We start from the raw sequence: 18,786 nt of genomic DNA, 5'->3' as shown, positions 1-18,786 counted from the left end.
CTTTTGTGTGTTGAACGGGGAGGCGTCGATGGCTTTGGACGACGGGACGGGGCGGCCGGTTCACCCAGGCGTCTCCACTGTGAGCTCCGGAGGCGGTTCGGGCTCCGGTTCCATGGACCTGGACGTCGACGCCGGCGAGCTGGTCAAGTTCAAGAACCGGGTGGACGGGCTTCTCTCGCGCCTCGACGCATCCCCCGCGGCAGCGATGAAGATGGCGGACGGCACGGTTCCGGTCGGTGACCTGGGCAAGGGCTTCGGCGAGGCTGAGACGCTGTACAACGTGTACAAGCGGGTCCACGAAGAGCTGCAGAACCTTTCCAAGGGTCTGGCGGGTCAGATCGAGGCCCTGGGCATCGCAGTCGACGGTTCCCGCAAGGGCTATGAGCAGATCGACGACGACATCAAGCGGCGTATGCAGCGCATCGCCCAGCAGGCCGAGGCCGACATCGAACGCCGCCAAGCGGAGACGCGCAGGGAGCAGGAGCCGTCCAAGGACGAGCCCGCGAAGGCCGCCGACCCGGCCGATGCGTCGGGCGGTACGAGTCTGTGATGACGGTACTTGTGCATACACGGGGAATGAGGGGGCGCCGTCATGGCTGAGCAGGAGTCGGGCGGGGGCGTGTTCGGAGGGCTCTTCGGCCGGCTGTTCGTGTCCACGGACTTCGAGTCGCACACGCATCAGCAGATGCTGGCCATGCTGGCCTCGGCGAACCCGGAGACCATCAAGGAGCATGCCGATCAGCTGACCGACGCCGCCAAGACGATCACGGAGATCGGCGAGGACCTCAAGGCCTACGTCAACTCCGTGGTGTGGAAGGGCGATGGCGCCGAGGCGTTCGCGACCTGGGGCGAGCAGGCGTCGCTTGCCACCATCAAGCTCGGGGAGTACAGCGCGGTCGGCGGCTCATGGATGAGCAACGCGGCTCAGACGCTGCGTGAGGTGAAGGCCGGCTTGCCGGAGGTGGATGCCTCCGCGAAGGAGAACCTCGATGCGGCCTTGAAGTACCACAACGACCCGGATGCACGGACCGTGGCGCAGGAAGCCCGGGCGAAGCTGGACGGGGACCACGCGGAAGCCGTTCAGCAGATGAACAAGCTTGCGCAGTCGTACACGTTCTCGGCGATGTTCATCAACGCGGCGGAACCGCCGACGTTTCCGGCGCCGCCGGCGGATTTCGTCCCGCAGGGCAGTTACGTTGACGGGGACGACCGGGCTCGCCCCGGTACCTACAGCCAGGGTGGCAGCTCATCCGGCAGCGATTACTCTCCTTTGGCACCCGGCGGTCCGTCCGGTCACGGCGTGGGCAACGGACAGGTGCTTCCGACGTCTGCGGACACCGTGCCCCCACACGCCGACCGCCCTGTCGGGCTGGGGATCGACAGCGTGGGCACGCTTCCGCCGCCCACGCAGCAGCCGCCCTCCACCACACCGGGAGGCCCTCCGCCGGCCGGTCGTCCTGATGGGGGAATCACTCCGCCCATCGTCATGCCGCCCTTGACCGGCAGTAACCAAGCAGTCTCGGGCGGACGACCTGCCGGTGGCACCGGGCGTACGCCCGCGCTACCCAGCCATGGCCCGGTCGGCACCGGCCCCGGTACTGCCCGGGCGCCTCGCGAGAGTGGCATCATGGGCGGCCGTCCAGTTCCGCAGAACACGGGTCGTCCCACGGGCGGACTCCCGCGCGGCACGGTGGTCGGGAACGAGGGCATTCACGGTCGTACGCCAATGGGGGGTACCCCTGTCGGCAGCACGCACGGTCCCGCGGGCGGTCAGAACGGTATTGCCGCAGGCCGACGCCTGGCGTACGAGACCGGTGGCGTCGTCGGTGGTCGTCCCGGTCAGCAGCCGGGTGCGACCGGCAGCCGTCCGTTCACGCCTGGTGGCACGGGCCTGGTCCGTAATGGTGCTGCTGCTGAAGGCGGCACCCGCGCGGGTGCTGGACAGGGCAGCCGCGCGGGCATGATGCCGCACGCCACCCACGGAGCAGGCCGCAATCAGGACGAGCGTCGCGAGGAGCGGCCTGACTACCTGGTGGAAGACGGAGAGACCTGGCAGCGGGACAGCCGTCGGGTTGTGCCGCCGGTGATCGACTGATCGCGTACGGATTCGCAGAGGAAACACATGCGCACCAGCAGCATTCGAGCCCGCCACCTGACAGTAGGCATGTCGGCCCTACTCGGGCTGCTGTTGGTGGGCACAGCGTCAACGCCCGCCCATGCCGAGTCGATTCGGTCATCGCAGTGGCATCTCGATGCCATGAAGGCCGACGAGATGTGGGAGGTCAGCACCGGCAAGGGGGTGACGGTCGCCGTGATCGACACTGGCGTGAAGGTTATCCCTGAACTCGAGGGCCAGGTCCTTGAAGGCAAGAACCTCACGGTGAAGCCGGGCGACGCACATGACGACGTCGACGGGCATGGCACAAGCATGGCGGCCGTGATCGCGGCCACCGGCGAGCATCCCTCCGGCGACGGATCGTTCGGTCTTGCCCCGGGGGCCAAGATCCTGCCTATCAGAACGGACACGCTGGCCGGCGAGCAGGCAGACCGCCAGACCAGCACCGCCATTCGTTACGCGGCTGATTCGGAGGCGAAGATCATCAGCATGTCGTTCGGATCGCCGACCGACGGGCCCCGGACACGCGAGGCCGTCAAGTACGCACTCGGCAAGGGCAAGCTCCTCTTTGCCGCTGTAGGCAACGCGGGGAATGACGCCACTCCCGTCCAGTATCCCGCCGCGACCCCCGGTGTGGTCGGTGTAGCCGCAGTCGGCGCGGACGTCAAAGCGACCAAGGAGTCGCAGACTGGCAAGCACGTGGACCTTGCAGCGCCCGGCACGGACATCGTCACTGCCTGTACCGGCAAGACCGGCCTCTGCACCACCCACGGCACAAGTGACGCCACAGCCCTGGCCTCCGCCTCCGCCGCCCTCATCTGGTCCAAGTACCCGACCTGGACCAACAACCAGGTCCTGCGCGTCATGCTCAGCACCGCCGGCGGCCCCACCAGCGGCGCCAAGCGGAACGACTACATCGGCTACGGCGCGGTCCGCCCCCGTATCGCCCTCTCCCAGACCGTCGACCCCGGACCCGCGGACGTGTACCCCCTCCCGGACCTGGCGGCTGCCGAGACCAAGTCTCCCTCCACGGAGGCCTCCGGGCCGACAGGTGGTTCGGACTCCGCCGAGAAGCCGGCCGCCGCCGCGCCCGCTTCCCAGGCCGACGGCAGCAGGGCCGGAATCTTGATAGGTCTGGGTATCGGCGCCGCGGTGCTGCTCGGCGCCGCAATAGTCGTTCCCGTGGTCCGTTCCCGGCGAAGCTGAAGCGCGTTCCATGACCGGCGTCGTCATCACCTTCTTCGCCCTTGCCGCATTCTTCGTCGTCCTCGGGTGTGTCGACCAGCGGCGCCTCTACTGGCGCTTCACCGCCTGGCGCTACCGCAACCCGGAGGCCAACGAGCCCTCCGACGCGGCGTACAACCGAGGTCGGATCGTCGCGTTCATCGCCGGCCGGCGTGATGTTCTTCTCCGCCTGCGGTGCCATGAACTTCGCCGACGACTCGTCATGGAGCCGCAGCGAGTTGCAGGACGTCGTGGAGGCCGCGGCCGCGTCGCTCGAGGCCGATTCGCATGCCACGAGCGGGTCCACGTCCACGGTCGAGGACGCACTGCGCCAGGCCGCCGAGGGCGAAGGTCCCTACTACCGCCTCGCCGTGGAGTCGACGGGTGGCGACAGCTACGAGCTCACCACCGACAAGGGCGAGTACCCCTTCTGCCTGAGCATGACCTCTTCGGAGTCGGGCGGGGTCGCGGTACCCGGGGCCGATGGCTCGACCACGGTTCTGCCCGAATACGATCTCGTCGTCTCCGTGGACGAGGGCCGGTGCTGAATGCCGGATCTTTTGTGCGCATACCGTGCGCAAGTCCGACCGAGGCAGGCCTCCGCAGTACGCGCGCATAAGGTATGAGCGGCCGGAACTGTTGGTTCCACATGGTTGCGACCGAGGGGGAAGCATGTCGTTCGACGAGGAGTGGGCATCGGCCCGCAGCAGCGCCACCGCGGGCGTCAGCATGCGCCTCAATCAGGTCGCACCCGAACCGGGTGGTGGCAGCAGCACCGCCGACCTCGGCGTCAACCAGGACAAGCTCGGTGCGATCGGCAACGCCGCCTACGCGCTCCACGGCAGGCTGGCGAAGGACGGGAATCACGCCCAGGCCGGCACCTCGGACGCCGCGACGATGATGACGGTGAACGGGTTCCGGACCGGATCCGCGATGGCGACCGTCAACGAGACCTGGAAATCACAGCTGAGCACGCTTCTCGACGCCTGCGCGAACATCTCCAACCACCTGGACTACAGCGCTGCCTCGCACGCCAGGGAAGAGGAAGAGATCAAGGCGGCGCTGTCCGCGTCGAAGATCAACGAGTACTTCAAGTAGGGCGGGGTGACACAGCTGTGCTGACTTTTGACAACGTGTATCAAGCCCCGCTGGACAAGATGAAGGCCGCGGCGGACGACTGGTCGAAGATGAAGGGCCTGCTCGACACGCTTGCCGAGGATGCCCGTACGACCATGGCGGCGAAAGCCATGGACGACTACTGGCGAGGAGTGAACGCCGAGGTCACGAAGCCGTTCGTGGACAAGACCGCGAAGGAGTTCGACGACGCCGCAAAGGCCGCCGAAGGTATCCGCAAGATCCTCGAGGACGGGTACATCGCCTTCAAGAAGGCCAAGGACGACCTCAAGAAGATCGTCGACACCGACGCTCCGGCCGCGCGCCTCGTCGTCGGCTCCAGCGGCAAGGTAGAGGCTGCGTACCCGCTGGAAAAGGACAACGGTGCCCGTCACGATCCGGACTACCCGGAGCTGCTGCGCATGCAGCGGGCCGACATCGAGGCGATGCAGAAGCGGATCGACGCCATCGTCGAGACCTGTGACGACGCCGATGTTGCCTGCGCAAACGCGCTCAGGGCCAACATCACCGGCGACAAGCACAACTTCAGCGCGCCGAAGTACAACAGCCTGGACGCCGAGGAGGCCCAGCGCGCCATCGACCTGGCCAAGAAGGGCCGCGACCTCACGCACGAGGAGTTGGTGCGGCTCAACGAGCTGCTGAAGGACAACAGCACATCGAAGGAGTTCTCGCGGACCTTCTACGACGGCCTCGGACCGAAGGGGTCGCTGGAGTTCTTCGGCCAGTTGTCCACGGACACGTACGACTACTCGGAGCTGGATGAGCAGCGCCTCAAGGACGTCAAGGAGCTGCAGAGGAACCTCGGTCTAAACCTCGCATCGGCCACGCAGGGCGGCGACAAGTGGACCGAGAACTGGTCGACGGAGATGCGCAAGCTCGGCACCGAGCGCATCCCGCTGGCCAAGCACGACTACAACGGGCCGTTCGGATACCAGTTGCTCGGCGGCATCATGCGCAACGGCAACTATGACCCGAAGTTCCTTACGCCGATCGCGGAGCATGTGGCCCAGCTGCACGCCAAGGATCCGTACATGTTCGCCGACAACAAGGCGATCGGCGGGTGGCAGAAGAACCCCTTCAACCCCTCCGGCGTGAACGGGGCCGGCTACGACCCGATGGTGTCGATGCTGGAGGCGCTCGGCCACAGCCCGGAGGCTGCGAAGCAGTTCTTTTCCGCGGAGCCGACCGCGTACAACGAGGACGGCACGGTCAAGGGTGGGTCGCCGGACCTGGGCAAGGACAAGGACGGCAACGGGATCAGCAACTACCTCGACTTCTTCGGCAACGAGGAGTACGAGTTCTTCCCCGATATCGACGGCCATCACCCGGACGACGCCGAGAAGTCCACGGCCTACATGCCCGATGCCCTTGGCCACGCGCTCGAAGCGGCGACACTCGGCCACGCCTGGGACGATCCGAGTCCGAAACTCGTCAAGGACGAGACCACGGTGGAGATCATGGAGAAGGTCGTCGAGAAGTACGGCCAGGACCCCGGCCTGCTCAAGAAGCAGGAGACGATGGCCGACAGTCTCGGCAACATGGGCGCCGGCTACATCGACGACATCAACTGGGCGCTCAATGAGAACAGGACCGACAGCATGTACGCGCCGGAGAATGCGAACTCCGAGAAGTACCCGCACGCGCGCGACCCGAGGAACCACGCCGAATTCGGGCGCAGTGGCGCGCTGAACTTCCTGAGCACGCTGGGACAGCACCCGGATTCGTACGCGACGATCGCGACTGCCGAGCGCATCTACACCAATGGCATGCTTGACGCCCATGCCGTCGACGCGAACGGGAAGATCGACACCGGACATGCCCGGTCGGCCGTCTACACGGGTGCCGAGGTGCAGGGCATCCTCGACCAGTCCCGTGCTGACCAGGTCACCGCGGAGAATCTCAAGAAGGACGAGGAGTACAACAAAGCCCTGGAGAAGCGGGCGGGCTGGATGGAGTTCGGCGCGGCCGCCGCGATCGGCGCCGGGGTGGCCTTCCTGCCCGCTACGGCTGCCGCCGCGGGAGCGGCCGCCATCCTCGTGCCACTTGCCGTGGACACGGGCAGTGGTGCGCTGGAGCAGCTCTCCGGGCAGTTCATCGGAGACTGGTCGGATGCCAAGCAGGAAGAGCACAAGGAAAACACCGAAGAGCAGATCCGGGAACAGCGGACGAATATCTACACCGCTGGCGAGGACAACTCCAAGGCTGCAATGGACGACTTCATGGAGCGCCACCGGGTCAAGCCCGACAGTGAATTCGGGCAGGATCTGAAGGAGTCGGCCAACCTCGGCTACATCAACGGAAATTCCAAGGAAGACCAGCAGGGGCAGGACCCCGAGACCGGCTGAGTGGGTGGATCGAGTGAAGAGGCGTCATAATGCGGTGCTCGCCGCGATGGTCACCAGCCTGGTCTGGGCCACCGCAGCATGCGGCGGAGACTCAGGAGAGAGCGCTGCGCCGCGCGCGACGAGCTCCGCCGAAGGGCGGAAGCTCTGTGGCGGCGCGGTCGACGAGGCGGCACATCAGGCACTGGCTCTGCTGACCGGCACGGCCGAACTGCATCCGACGGACGACGACGAGAATGCGCGGACGACGGCCGATGCCCTGATCGCCGGCTGGTCACCGTTGAGTTCACCGCCGCTCTCCCGGGACACTCACCCCCTCTGTTCGGTCTCGACCGAGGAGAACTACGGGAACGGCCCGGGCGATGTCCGGATCCGCTTCCAGCTCTCGGATGCCGCGCAGGCAAAGGACGACGGCGACATTGCCAAATCTCTGGAGCGGTACGAGATGGGAGTCCGGGCCTCGATGGGTACCGAACGTGCGTACGTGTGGTTCTCCTGCAAGAGCGCCAAGCTTCCGGGGTCCGACCAGGACCCGGCGTACGTTCTCGGCGAGGTCGAGAATCGGCGGGCCCCGAAGGGCGACGAAGGCAAACTACGGGACGCCAATGCCACGTTGTTGCACTCCACGTCGCGCGCCGTCGCCCGCGAGCTTGGTTGCGAGGCGGACGCGGGGCTCAAGGCGAAGCCGGTGTTGAAGCACTCGGGATGACGGCCTGGCCGGAGCCGGTTCGGTGACCTGCACGAACAGGACGACACCAAACTGGTGAAGCGTTCCTCTGCAAGCTCCGCAGAGCCAGAGCCAGAGCCAGAGCCAGAGCCAGAGCCAGAGCCAGAGCCAGAGCCAGAGGCGCGGCCGAACCCGGTGATACTGAGCCCATGCGCCAGGCGTTCGCCCACGAAGCTGTCGTCATCATGGATGCGGACGGCGATGTGCGAGCACTGGGCGCAGCCATCACGGTCGCCCTGTGCGGGCACTGGGAACACGAGCCGCCATGCCCGCTGGCGCCGCATCACACCGCCACGGAACGTTCCGGCGGGGAGGTGCGGCTACGGGTGCTCTTCGCCACCGATTCCGCGTCCGAGGCCGAAGTCCGTCGTCGGATCGAGGGTGCCCTGTCCCGGCTCGACTTCGTTGGACCGGACGACGTCACGACTCGTTGGCAGTTGCGCAGTGCGTGGGCCGACCCTGTTCGGGAAGACGAGGCCGAGCACGCCGAACGACTTGTTCGGGCATGAGAACCTCGGTCTCGTAGTCGCTCATGCAGTCGGTGTATCCGTGGTGCGCGAGGGCGTGACCGAAGGCCTCCTCGTGCACGGTGCGGTCGCCGCCGGTGCCGCGTGCGATGAGGCGGCGGTGGGGGACGGGCGAGCCGGGAAGGGCGAGACGGGTGATCAGCGCGTACGGGCCGATGCGCCGGCCGGAGTCCTGACGCGGCCGTTCCATGTGCGAATACCTCTTGATCGTATTGAGCGCAGAGCAGCCTACTGATGCCGCCGGGGCGTCGCCGCGCTGTAGCCCTTGAGGGAGGAGGGACGGCGACGGCAGCGCTGACCACGCTCGGCACACCGGGCCGAGTCGCGGTGCGCGCCGTGTCGGTGCCGCTCCCGAGTCCCGGTGCAGGGCGAGAATGAGCGCCTGCACGGCCGATTCCCGGCCTTGTCGCCCTGCACAGCAGCGTTTTCGACCCGTGGTCCATGGGGGCCGATGAGGGCGGACCAGACCGGGCGGATGACCGGAGTGTCATGACTGGAGCGCCATGAGTGGTGGCAGCGCCTGGACCGGCGTGGCGGTTGCGGCCGTTACCGCCGGCTATGCGCTGTTCTCGCGGCGGCTGGCCTCAACCGCCGTGTCGGCGCCGATGGTGTTCAGCGGCCTTGGAGTGCTCATCGGTCCGGTGGGGCTGGACGTTCTCGACCTGCGCCACGACGCCGGGCCGGTGCTGACGCTGGTGGAGGCGGCTCTGGCCCTGGTGCTCTTCACCAATGCGATGACGGTGCGTCGCCAGGACCTGCGCACCGGTGGCTTCCTGCCCCTGCGTCTGCTGGCCATCGGCCTGCCGCTGAGCATCGGGGTGGGCTGGTTGCTGGCCTGGCCCCTGCTGCCGGGACTGACGATGTGGGAGTTCGCGTTGCTCGGCGCGATCCTCGCTCCCACCGACGCGGCGCTCGGCAAGACCGCCGTCTCCAGCCCACGCGTCCCGGCTCTCGTACGCCGGGGAATCAACGTCGAAAGTGGCCTGAACGACGGTTTGGCGCTGCCGTTCTTCCTCCTCTTCCTCGCGGCGCTTCCCGGCACGGCGACGGCGGAGGAGGGAGTGGACGGAGTCTTCTGGCGGGCGCTGGCACTCAGCACGGCGCTGGGCCTCGCGGTCGGATGGGTCGGCGCATGGCTGCTGCTCCGGTCGCGTGCGAGAGGCTGGGTGACGCGCGAATGGCGCGAGGTCTATGTGCTCGCTGTGGCCCTCGGCTCGTACAACCTGGCGGTCGCCACGGACGGAAGTGGGTTCATCTCCGCGTGGGTGGCGGGGTTCGCCTTCGGCGTCGCGCTACGGAGGCAGGAACCGGTCACCGTAAGCGGGAAGCGGACGGACGAGCGGACGGACGAGCGGACGGACGAGCGGACTACTGCCGACCTGGCCGACTACGTGGGCGGGCTGCTGGCGACGCTGAGCTTTCTCATCTTCGGCGCGGTGCTGCTCGGCCCGGCACTGGAGCAGCTCGACTGGCGGATCGTCACGTACGCCGTGCTCAGCCTGACGGTGGTGAGGATGGTGCCGGTGGCCATCTCGCTGGCCGGGAGCGGATTCCGCCTGCCCACCGTGGCCTACATCGGCTGGTTCGGGCCCCGTGGCCTGGCCTCCATCACGTTCGGACTCCTCGCGGTGGAGGAGTCCGTTCCCGGGATCGACCTGCTGGGCACGGCCATGTCGGTCACCGTCGGCCTCAGCATTCTGGTGCATGGCATGTCGGCCGCCGTCCTCGCCAACCGCTACGGCGGGTGGTACGAGGCCGCGACGGCCGCAACACCAGACCTGCGCGAGGCAACCGGCGTGCCGGAGGCCGCCGAGCACCGGCAGCCCGGCCACCGGCGCCTGCGGTAGCCGCCGGTGGCGGTGGCGGTGGCAGCGGCCTCGGCTCCGCCTGGTCCGTGGGTGGCTCCGCCCGGTCCGCCGGCGGTTCTGTCCGGTCCGTGGGTGGCTCTGGCCGGTCCGTCGGCGGTTCCGCCTGGTCCGTGGGTGGCTCTGGCCGGTCCGCTGGCGGTTCTGTCCGGTCCGTGGGTGGCTCTGGCCGGTCCGCTGGCGGTTCCGCCTGGTCCGTGGGTGGCTCCGCCCGGTCCGCTGGCGGTTCCGCCTGGTCCGTGGACGGTTCCGGCCGGTCCGTCGGCGGTTCTGTCCGGTCGCCTGGCCGTTCTGTTCGGTCCGCCCGGCGGACAGGCGCCGGTGTGTCAGTGGTCCGCAGGCTGCTCGTCGCGACCGGCGCCGACCTGCCCCATGGGCTACGCAGACTCCGGCCAGTTGCCGCCGGGCTGCCCGCCCTCCTCGGCGGACCCGCTCGACAGGCGATCCACGCGGAAGGGACTTACGGTCGAGCGGTAGGCGCTGCACCGATGCGGGGCCTTGCACGCCGGCCCCTCGACCCGCATCGCAACACCACGAGGAGACTTCCGACATGGCCACAGCATCCGAAACCCCTGTCCTGGACACCCTCGCCGCGATGACGGTCGACTCCGTCGAGCGGTGCGGGCTGGCCCCGGACATGCTCCTGCTCACCCGCATCGCGGCCCTCGCCGCCTCGGACGCTCCGCCGATTTCCTACCTCGCCCACATCGACCCCGCCCTCAAGGCCGGTCTGACCTCCGACCAGCTGCAGGACGTTCTGGTCGCCATCGCCCCCATCGTGGGCACGGCCCGCGTGATGACGGCAGCCGGCAACATCGCCAAGGCACTGGGCATCGCCATCGCTGTCGCCGACGCCGAGACAGAGGCCCAGGGCTGAGCGCGGCCGACGGCTGAGCAGGACGTGGAGGTCCCCTCGATCCCGCGCTCCGTCATCCCGTTGCGCTGGGTGAGGGACAGCCGGTCCGACCAGGGCCCAGGCCCTGGTCGGACCTGTTGAGCAGGGACCGTGACCGGATTCGAACCGGCGTAACCCGCTTTGCAGGTTTGTCCGCGCTGGTCATGGAGTCATCCGGGCGTGGTCGCGGGCGTTCAGATCCGTACGGAAGCTGTGCCCCCAGGGGCGGGGTGAACGGCTCTGGAGGGTCGCGTACGGCGGTGAACGAGACGGAAACTGAGACGGGCGAGACCTACCTAGGCAGCGGTGGTTCAGGCCCTTCCCGGGCCGGTGGCATCGCTGACCCCGCAGCGATCGACGCGGACGCCAACGAGGGGCTCTTGCGCACCCTGGGCCGCACCCGCAGCAGGACAGGCTGTGGTGACATAGGTCTTGACTGCCCCGGGCCGGCTGTCGACTGGTCTGGGACGGCGGCGGTGAAGGCGTCGATTACCAGGGGCGGGCTCCTTTGAACGTTGCCCCTTCTCAGCTTTCCGGGTCTTCCACGGTGAGGCTGCTGCCTTGCGGCACGCCCTTCCTGGTCCTGACCGCCGCGGCCCCGGATGCGGAGGTTGCCGGCAGGAGACACCCTGGTCTGGGGCGCTATCTGTACGAGCAACACGTCGTACGGCGTGTCACTGATGCGGGCGAACGCCGTCTCCGCTGCGAAGCAAGTTGTACGAGCCCGGAATTGGTTCGGTCGATTATTCGGGAGAGAATCGTGACTGTTCGGTCCAGGGAACTCGGCTTCGGTATGCCGTGGGAAGCCCATTACGGGTACAGCCAGGCCGTTCAAGTCGGCGACACGCTCTATGTCTCCGGGCAGGTGTCGCACGACAGCGCCGGGACCTTCGTCGGGGTGGGAGACTTCGAGCTCCAGGTGAGGACGACTTTCGAAAACCTCGACCGGGTGCTGGAGCACTTCGGCGCCACCCGCAACCAGATCGTCGAGACCACCGTCCTGGCCATGGACCTGCGGGAGAATTTCGACACCCTCGCCAGGCTGCACGCCGCGTACTGCGGCGACCACCGGCCCACCAGCACCGTCATGGGCGTGGCCGACCTCGCGCTGCCCGACCAGCTCGTCGAGATCGGCGCGGTCGTCCGCCTTGACGTGACGCACTGACGGAGCGCGCCCCCAAACCTGTTCGTGACGGTCACAAGGAGGTTTGGAAATGTCACTGTTCGTGCCGAAGTTCGACTCGTCCGTGATCGTCCGTGGGGCGGAGGCCGAGACGATCGATGATGATCCCAACGGTGTCTTCACGCTGCTGGCTGACAGCAGCGCGTCTGGTGGGGCGCTGTCCACTGTGCGGGTCACCCTGGCGGCGGGCACCGACGGCGCCCCACCGCATCTGCACCGGCACTCCGCGGAGATGTTCTTCATGCTGGATGGTGCCGCCGAGATCCTCTCCGGCGACGACATCGTCGCCGCGGAACGCGGCGATCTCCTCATAGTCCCGCCGGGCAAGCCGCACGCCTTCGCTGCCACCCCCGGCGCCGGCGCCGACATCCTCGTCGTGATCACCCCGGGCGTCGAGCGCTTTGAGTACTTCCGCCACATCCAGCGCATCCGCCTGGGCGAGGTCGGCCGGGAAAGTCTCCTGGAGGTCCAGGACCTCTACGACAACCACTTCCTGAACAGCGAGGCATGGTCCGCGCGCCGCTGACGAGGACCTCCCGGGCCAGTCCCGGGGAAACCGGTATGCCAGGCGGGAACGCTGTGACTGCGGCGGCTCCGGCGACCTGACCCATGTGGAGCACCGGGATGCGACCGGCATTGATGAGCCTGGTGATCTACAGCTCACCAGGTGCACCGGACCTTCCGGACGGCACTGAATGAAGCGGTCAAGCGCGGCCACCTCGGGCAGAACCCCGTGCGGCTCGCGAAGGCTCCCCGCGTGGATGAGGAAGAGATCGAGCCCTACTCGGTGGAGGAGGTTCGCCGGATCCTGCGAACCGCAAGCGAGAGGCGGAACTCGGCCCGTTGGGCCGTCGCGCTCGCCCTCGGACTCCGGCAGGGCGAGACGCTCGGACTCAAGTGGGGCGATGTCGACCTGGAGCGTGGCATCCTCGCCGTCCGCCGGAGCCGCCGGCGCCCGCAGTACGCCCACGGCTGCGGTGGCACATGCGGCCGTAGGGCGGCTGGCTACTGCCCACAGAAAGAGCGGACCAACCCTGTCACCGCGCACACGAAGTCGCGCGCCGGTCGACGGGCCGTGGGCCTGCCTCCACAGCTTGTGGACCTTTTGCGCGAGCACAAGGCGCAGCAAGGCCGCGAGCGAGAGGCGGCAGGGGACCGCTGGGTCGGCGACGACTGGGTCTTTGCGGACGAGGTCGGGCGGAGTGCCTCTCACCGCAAGGACTGGAGCGAGTGGAAAGAGTTACTTCGAGCGGCGAAGGTGAGGGACGGTCGGCTGCACGACGCCCGACACACCGCCGCAACGGTGCTGCTGATCCTCGGAGTCCCTGAACGGGCCGTCATGGGCCTCATGGGGTGGTCGTCAAGCTCCATGGCCGCGCGCTACCAGCACATGGTCGACGGAGTCCGCACCAATATCGCGGCCAAGGTCGACGGACTCATCTGGGAACCGGCAGCGGAGGGGGAGGGCGACGGGCTCGCCGGAGCCCTTGCGCCTGACAACTGAGACAGCAACTGAGACGAAAGATCACTGAGGGCGGTCCCGGTCGGGACCGCCCTCAGTCTTCGGGCAGCTCAGCGCCATCCGCTGCCGGAGACCGTGACCGGATTCGAACCGGCGTAACCCGCTTTGCAGGCGAGTCCCTCAACCACTCGGGCACACGGTCGTGTGTGTTGTGCACAACGACCGTAGGGGCGTGTCACGGCCGGGCTCAAGGACGTCGCGAGGGCTGCAATGCGACTGCCATGCGGCGTTCACACGGGTTCATGGTCGTAGGGCCAAGGGATGAGGACGGTCCCCGACTCCCGACAGGGGCGTACGGCGCGCTTGCCACTTACTCTGGGGCTCATGACCGCCCTCGAACAGCACGGCGCGGGCGCCGGCGCGGGCGCCGACGCCGGCACCCACGCCGACACCGATCACGGCACAAGAACCGGCGCGGCCGTCGGCGGCATCCTGGGTCGCGAGCACCGTGCCCTCAGCCTCGGGATCGTCTCGGTCGTCCTGCTGATCGCGTTCGAGGCGACCGCCGTCGGGACGGCGATGCCGGTGGCCGCGCGTGAGCTGCGCGGGGTGGAGCTGTACGCGTTCGCGTTCTCCGCGTACTTCACGACGAGCCTCTTCGGGATGGTGGTGGCCGGGCAGTGGGCCGACCGCCGGGGGCCGCTCGGGGCACTGACCGCCGGGATCGCGTCGTTCGCCGCCGGGCTGCTGCTCGCCGGGACGGCGTCGACGATGTGGCAGTTCGTCGGCGGCCGGGCCGTGCAGGGCCTGGGCGGCGGGCTGGTGATCGTCGCCTTGTACGTGGTCGTCGGGCGCGCCTACCCGGAACGGCTCCGGCCGCCGATCATGGCCGCGTTCGCAGCGAGCTGGGTGGTCCCGTCCGTGATCGGGCCGCTCGTGTCGGGGACCGTCACCGAACAGCTGGGCTGGCGGTGGGTGTTCGTGGGCATCCCGGTCCTCGTCGTCGTACCGCTCGCGCTCGCGCTGCCCGCGATCCGGCGCATGGCCTCCGGGCCCGTCGACCCGACCGCGCCCCTCCCGCGCTTCGACGTGCGTCGCACCCGGTCCGCGCTCGCGATCTCGCTGGGGGCCGGGCTGCTGCAGTACGCCGGCCAGGACCTGAGGTGGCTGTCGCTGCTGCCGGCCGCGGCGGGTGCGGCGCTGCTCGTGCCGGCCGTGCTCGGGCTGCTGCCGCGCGGAACGTACCGTGCCGTGCGCGGGCTGCCGTCCGTCGTGCTGCTGCGGGGCGTCGCCGCGGGGTCCTTCATCGCCGCGGAGTCCTTCGTACCGCTGATGCTGGTCACCCAGCGCGGGTTGTCGCCGACGCTCGCGGGGCTGTCGCTCGCCGTGGGCGGGGCGACCTGGGCGCTCGGGTCGTACGTGCAGTCCCGGCCGCGCGTCGAGCCGTACCGCGAACGGCTCATGGTCGGCGGCATGGTCCTCGTCGCCACGGCGATCGCGGCCGCGCCGAGCGTGCTGATCCCGTCCGTGCCGGTGTGGATCGTGGGCCTGGCCTGGGCCTGGGGCTGCTTCGGGATGGGCCTGGTGATCGCCTCGTCGAGCGTGCTGCTGCTCCAGCTCTCGGCGCCGAAGGAAGCCGGTGCGAACTCCGCCGCCCTCCAGATCTCCGACGCGCTGTCCAACGTCCTGCTGCTGGCGGTGGGCGGCGCGGCGTTCGCGGCCCTCGGCGGCGGCGCGGTGGGGAGCCACGCAGCGGCGGCTGCCGGTGCCGGCGGGGGCTCCCACCCGGTCGCCTTCGCCGTCGTCTTCCTGCCGATGGCGGCCGTGGCTCTGGTGGGGGCCTGGGTGGCGACGCGCCTGCGGGCGCCTGCCGACCCCGGCACGTAATCCCCCGCGCGGCCCCGATGGGTGTCTCTACGCTCCGCACATGCACCAGGTGATCATCAGTCTGTCCGACACCGAGTGGGCCGCCCTCGGCGCGCCTGGCGACCAGCGAGATGCCCGCCGGCGACCGGCGTGCCCTCGCCCAGCTCGCGAGGGGTGGGGCGGACAGGACCGCCGGGATCGGCGGCATCGCCGGGAACGGGGCCGCCGGGGAAGCGAACGGCGGCATCGGCGCGATCGCAGACGCCCTGCGCTCCCTGTGACGCTTGCCGCACCTGCGGGCGTCACGGCCTCGTTCGGCCGGGTTCGGCGCCGGGCCACCGATAGGGTGGCCCGGTTGTCGTACGACCGCCCCGCCGCGTAGAGCCCCGAACCGGAGACCGTGACTACTACCGCCTCCCACCACCTCTCACCCGCCTTCCCCGGCCGCGCCCCCTGGGGCACGGCCGGAAAGCTGCGTGCCTGGCAGCAGCGCGCGATGGACAAGTACATCGAGGAGCAACCCCGCGACTTCCTCGCGGTGGCGACCCCCGGCGCCGGTAAGACGACCTTCGCGCTGACCCTCGCGTCCTGGCTGCTGCACCACCACGTCGTGCAGCAGATCACCGTCGTCGCGCCGACCGAGCACCTGAAGAAGCAGTGGGCGGCCGCGGCCGCACGGATAGGGATCAAGCTCGACCCGGAGTACAGCGCCGGGCCGCTGAGCAAGGAGTACGACGGCGTCGCCGTGACGTACGCCGGCGTCGGCGTGCGCCCGATGCTGCACCGCAACCGCAGCGAGCAGCGCAAGACCCTCGTCATCCTCGACGAGATCCACCACGCCGGTGACTCCAAGTCGTGGGGCGAGGCGTGTCTCGAGGCGTTCGAGCCGGCGACGCGGCGGCTCGCGCTCACCGGTACGCCCTTCCGGTCGGACACGAATCCCATCCCCTTCGTCGCGTACGAGGAAGGCAACGACGGGATCCGGCGCTCGGCCGCCGACTACACCTACGGCTACGGCAACGCGCTCGCCGACAACGTCGTCCGGCCGGTCATCTTCATGAGCTACAGCGGCAACATGCGCTGGCGCACCAAGGCCGGCGACGAGATCGCCGCGCGGCTCGGCGAGCCGATGACCAAGGACGCCATCTCGCAGGCCTGGCGCACGGCCCTGGACCCGCGCGGAGAGTGGATGCCGAACGTCCTGCGCGCAGCAGACCAGCGGCTGACCGAGGTGCGGAAGTCGATCCCCGACGCGGGCGGCCTCGTCATCGCGTCCGACCAGGACTCGGCGCGCGCCTACGCCAAGCTCATCCGCGAGATCACCGGCACGAAGGCGACCGTCGTGCTCTCCGACGACGCGGGCGCGTCGAAGCGGATCGACGAGTTCAGCGATGGCCACGACCGGTGGATGGTCGCCGTCCGGATGGTGTCCGAAGGCGTCGACGTGCCCCGGCTCGCGGTGGGGGTGTACGCGACGACGATCTCGACGCCCCTCTTCTTCGCGCAGGCCGTCGGCCGTTTCGTACGGTCCCGGCGGCGCGGTGAGACCGCGTCCGTCTTCCTGCCCACCATCCCCATGCTGCTCGGCTTCGCCAACGAGATGGAGGTCGAACGCGACCACGTGCTCGACCGGCCGAAGAAGGACGGGGAGGAGGACCCGTACGCCGAGTCCGAGAAGGAGATGGACGAGGCCAACAAGGAGCAGGACGAGGACACCGGCGAACAGGACATGCTGCCCTTCGAGGCGCTGGAGTCCGACGCGGTCTTCGACCGGGTGATGTACAACGGCGCCGAGTTCGGCATGCAGGCCCATCCGGGGAGCGAGGAGGAGCAGGACTACCTCGGCATCCCGGGTCTCCTCGAGCCGGACCAGGTGCAGCTGCTGCTCCAGAAGCGGCAGGCACGGCAGATCGCGCACAGCCGGAAGAAGCCGGACACGGAGGCGGATCTGCTGGAGCTGCCTGCGGAGCGGCGACCGGTGGTCTCCCACAAGGAGCTGCTGGAGCTGCGGAAGCAGCTGAACACGATGGTCGGCGCGTACGTCCACCAGAGCGGCAAGCCGCACGGGGTCATCCACACCGAGCTGCGGCGGGTGTGCGGGGGGCCGCCGAGCGCGGAGGCGACGGCGGGTCAGATCCGGGAGCGGATCAAGAAGGTGCAGGAGTGGGCGACGCGGATGCGCTGAGGTCCGCGGTCCGCTGCCGAGGTCGCGCGGTCCGTTGCCGAGGTCGCGCGGTCTCCTGAGACCCGGGGAGACCCGGCGTGTGTGTCCGTTTTCCTCCGTGCCTGAAATGCCCGAAGCCCCGCAGCCTCGGAGCCCCGCAGCCTCGGAGCCGCTGTCGGGCGAACGCCCGGGTCATCCGCATCTGGGTCGCCCTGGGGGGTGTGAACGCGGCCCCGGCGCCCGGATTCTGGACGAGGTCTTCCGCTGAGCGGAGCCGATCGCTACATTCCCCGCATTGACAACGCCCCGTGGCAGCGCCGCCGCGGAGCGCAGCCGGTGTGCCAGGGCCTCCGGCGGCCTCTCCGTACGTGCCGTCGCTCCATGGGACCGGTGCCGCCGGCAAGCACGTGAGAGCGCCGCCGTTGCTGACTCCGAAGGAGAGGGCGTCGTGACCGCGGAAACCTCCCAGACGCTCGACCGAGGACTGCGCGTCCTCAAGCTGCTCGCCGACACCGACCACGGCCTGACCGTCACCGAGCTGTCCCACCGGCTCGGCGTCAACAGGACCGTCGTCTACCGGCTGCTCGCCACCCTTGAACAGCACGCCCTGGTACGCCGTGACCTCGGCGGCCGCGCCCGGGTGGGGCTCGGCGTGCTGCGTCTGGGCCGTCAGGTGCACCCGCTGGTACGGGAGGCGGCGCTGCCCGCGCTGCGCTCGCTCGCCGAGGACATCGGGGCCACCGCCCATCTCACCCTGGTCGATGGGGCGGAGGCGCTCGCGGTCGCGGTCGTCGAGCCGACCTGGACGGACTACCACGTGGCGTACCGGGCCGGCTTCCGGCACCCCCTGGACCGCGGCGCCGCCGGCAGGGCCATCCTCGCCGCGCGCCAGGGCGGCCTCACCGAGCCCATGTACACGCTCACCCACGGCGAACTCGAAGCAGGCGCGAGCGGCGCCGCCGCACCGCTGATCGGTGTGACGGGCATAGAGGGCAGCGTGGGAGTCGTCATGCTCGCCGACTCCGTACCCGAACGGGTCGGCCCTCGTGTGGTGGACGCCGCTCGCGAGGTGGCGGACGCGCTGCGCTGAGCCGCGGCGGCGATGGGCTGGGCCGGAGGCCCTTGGCGGGGCCGCGGCGGCGGCGCGCGAAGTGGGCGGCGCTGGGCTGGGGCGGGCCGGCCCGCGGCGATGCGCAGACTCTCCGCGGCGATGGTGGAGTCAACGGGCTCGATCTTCTCGTTGTCGATGCCCGAGTGGGTGACCAGCACGGTCAGGCGCAG

At 69.1% G+C, this 18,786-nt stretch carries 16 protein-coding genes, 1 tRNA gene and 1 pseudogene; 16 read left to right on the top strand and 2 right to left on the bottom strand.

Annotated features, from left to right (window positions below):
* Positions 1 to 79: 79 nt before the first annotated feature.
* The 7 genes from ABT078_RS39325 to ABT078_RS39295 all read left to right on the top strand — a co-directional run bounded on the left by ABT078_RS39325 (position 80) and on the right by ABT078_RS39295 (position 7,525).
* A complete protein-coding gene (locus ABT078_RS39325) occupies positions 80 to 550 on the top strand; it encodes a DUF2563 family protein (RefSeq protein ID WP_351236700.1) in 471 nt (156 codons plus the stop codon).
* Positions 551 to 685: 135 nt separating this feature from the next.
* Entirely contained in the window at positions 686 to 2,095 is a 1,410-nt protein-coding gene (locus ABT078_RS39320; RefSeq protein ID WP_351236698.1) for a WXG100 family type VII secretion target, read from the top strand.
* Between the two features lie 162 nt (positions 2,096 to 2,257).
* On the top strand, positions 2,258 to 3,322 hold the full coding sequence (mycP, locus tag ABT078_RS39315) for a type VII secretion-associated serine protease mycosin (protein ID WP_351236696.1): 1,065 nt from the start codon (positions 2,258 to 2,260) through the stop codon (positions 3,320 to 3,322).
* Positions 3,323 to 3,513: 191 nt separating this feature from the next.
* A complete protein-coding gene (locus ABT078_RS39310; RefSeq protein ID WP_351236694.1) occupies positions 3,514 to 3,888 on the top strand; it encodes a hypothetical protein in 375 nt (124 codons plus the stop codon).
* A gap of 124 nt (positions 3,889 to 4,012) precedes the next feature.
* The gene (locus ABT078_RS39305) at positions 4,013 to 4,438 is read left to right on the top strand and encodes a hypothetical protein (protein ID WP_351236692.1); all 426 of its coding nucleotides are present in this window, start codon (positions 4,013 to 4,015) and stop codon (positions 4,436 to 4,438) included.
* Between the two features lie 17 nt (positions 4,439 to 4,455).
* Entirely contained in the window at positions 4,456 to 6,819 is a 2,364-nt protein-coding gene (locus ABT078_RS39300) for a hypothetical protein (protein ID WP_351236690.1), read from the top strand.
* Positions 6,820 to 6,832: 13 nt separating this feature from the next.
* Positions 6,833 to 7,525, top strand: a complete 693-nt coding sequence (locus ABT078_RS39295; RefSeq protein ID WP_351236688.1) for a hypothetical protein — start codon at positions 6,833 to 6,835, stop codon at positions 7,523 to 7,525.
* Positions 7,526 to 7,963: 438 nt separating this feature from the next.
* Here the strand turns inward: ABT078_RS39295 and ABT078_RS39290 are convergent, their stop codons facing one another.
* Complete coding sequence (locus tag ABT078_RS39290; protein WP_351236686.1) at positions 7,964 to 8,260, bottom strand: hypothetical protein; 297 nt, start codon at positions 8,258 to 8,260, stop codon at positions 7,964 to 7,966.
* A 313-nt stretch (positions 8,261 to 8,573) separates the two neighbouring features.
* Between ABT078_RS39290 and ABT078_RS39285 the strand changes: the two genes are divergently transcribed.
* The 5 genes and pseudogenes from ABT078_RS39285 to ABT078_RS39265 form a co-directional block, all read left to right on the top strand.
* Positions 8,574 to 9,917 carry a cation:proton antiporter gene (locus ABT078_RS39285; protein ID WP_351236684.1) on the top strand — a complete coding sequence of 448 codons (1,344 nt, stop codon included), beginning with the start codon at positions 8,574 to 8,576 and terminating at the stop codon, positions 9,915 to 9,917.
* 568 nt (positions 9,918 to 10,485) lie between these two features.
* Complete coding sequence (locus ABT078_RS39280) at positions 10,486 to 10,812, top strand: carboxymuconolactone decarboxylase family protein (protein WP_351236681.1); 327 nt, start codon at positions 10,486 to 10,488, stop codon at positions 10,810 to 10,812.
* Between the two features lie 778 nt (positions 10,813 to 11,590).
* Positions 11,591 to 11,995, top strand: coding sequence for a RidA family protein (locus ABT078_RS39275; RefSeq protein WP_351236679.1), 405 nt, complete (start codon positions 11,591 to 11,593; stop codon positions 11,993 to 11,995).
* Between the two features lie 49 nt (positions 11,996 to 12,044).
* Positions 12,045 to 12,539, top strand: coding sequence for a cupin domain-containing protein (locus ABT078_RS39270; RefSeq protein WP_351236677.1), 495 nt, complete (start codon positions 12,045 to 12,047; stop codon positions 12,537 to 12,539).
* Positions 12,540 to 12,665: 126 nt separating this feature from the next.
* Positions 12,666 to 13,517 (top strand): annotated as a pseudogene (locus tag ABT078_RS39265) (tyrosine-type recombinase/integrase); the annotation flags it as partial.
* An 88-nt stretch (positions 13,518 to 13,605) separates the two neighbouring features.
* Here ABT078_RS39265 and ABT078_RS39260 read toward each other — a convergent pair.
* Positions 13,606 to 13,677 (bottom strand) — tRNA-Cys (locus ABT078_RS39260).
* Between the two features lie 182 nt (positions 13,678 to 13,859).
* Here ABT078_RS39260 and ABT078_RS39255 point away from each other — a divergent pair.
* The 4 genes from ABT078_RS39255 to ABT078_RS39240 all read left to right on the top strand — a co-directional run bounded on the left by ABT078_RS39255 (position 13,860) and on the right by ABT078_RS39240 (position 18,595).
* A complete protein-coding gene (locus ABT078_RS39255; protein ID WP_351236675.1) occupies positions 13,860 to 15,362 on the top strand; it encodes an MFS transporter in 1,503 nt (500 codons plus the stop codon).
* Positions 15,363 to 15,472: 110 nt separating this feature from the next.
* The gene (locus ABT078_RS39250) at positions 15,473 to 15,622 is read left to right on the top strand and encodes a hypothetical protein (RefSeq protein ID WP_351236673.1); all 150 of its coding nucleotides are present in this window, start codon (positions 15,473 to 15,475) and stop codon (positions 15,620 to 15,622) included.
* Between the two features lie 119 nt (positions 15,623 to 15,741).
* Positions 15,742 to 17,526 (top strand): DEAD/DEAH box helicase, encoded by a 1,785-nt coding sequence (locus ABT078_RS39245; RefSeq protein WP_351236671.1) that lies wholly within the window; start codon positions 15,742 to 15,744, stop codon positions 17,524 to 17,526.
* A gap of 427 nt (positions 17,527 to 17,953) precedes the next feature.
* Positions 17,954 to 18,595 (top strand): IclR family transcriptional regulator, encoded by a 642-nt coding sequence (locus ABT078_RS39240; protein ID WP_351236669.1) that lies wholly within the window; start codon positions 17,954 to 17,956, stop codon positions 18,593 to 18,595.
* Positions 18,596 to 18,786: the final 191 nt, after the last annotated feature.

The sequence above is a fragment of the Streptomyces sp. NPDC002133 genome (assembly GCF_040296405.1).
GTDB lineage: Bacteria > Actinomycetota > Actinomycetes > Streptomycetales > Streptomycetaceae > Streptomyces.
The sequence above is the reverse complement of the archived record's forward strand: the minus strand, read 5'-3'. Positions and strand labels throughout refer to the sequence as shown.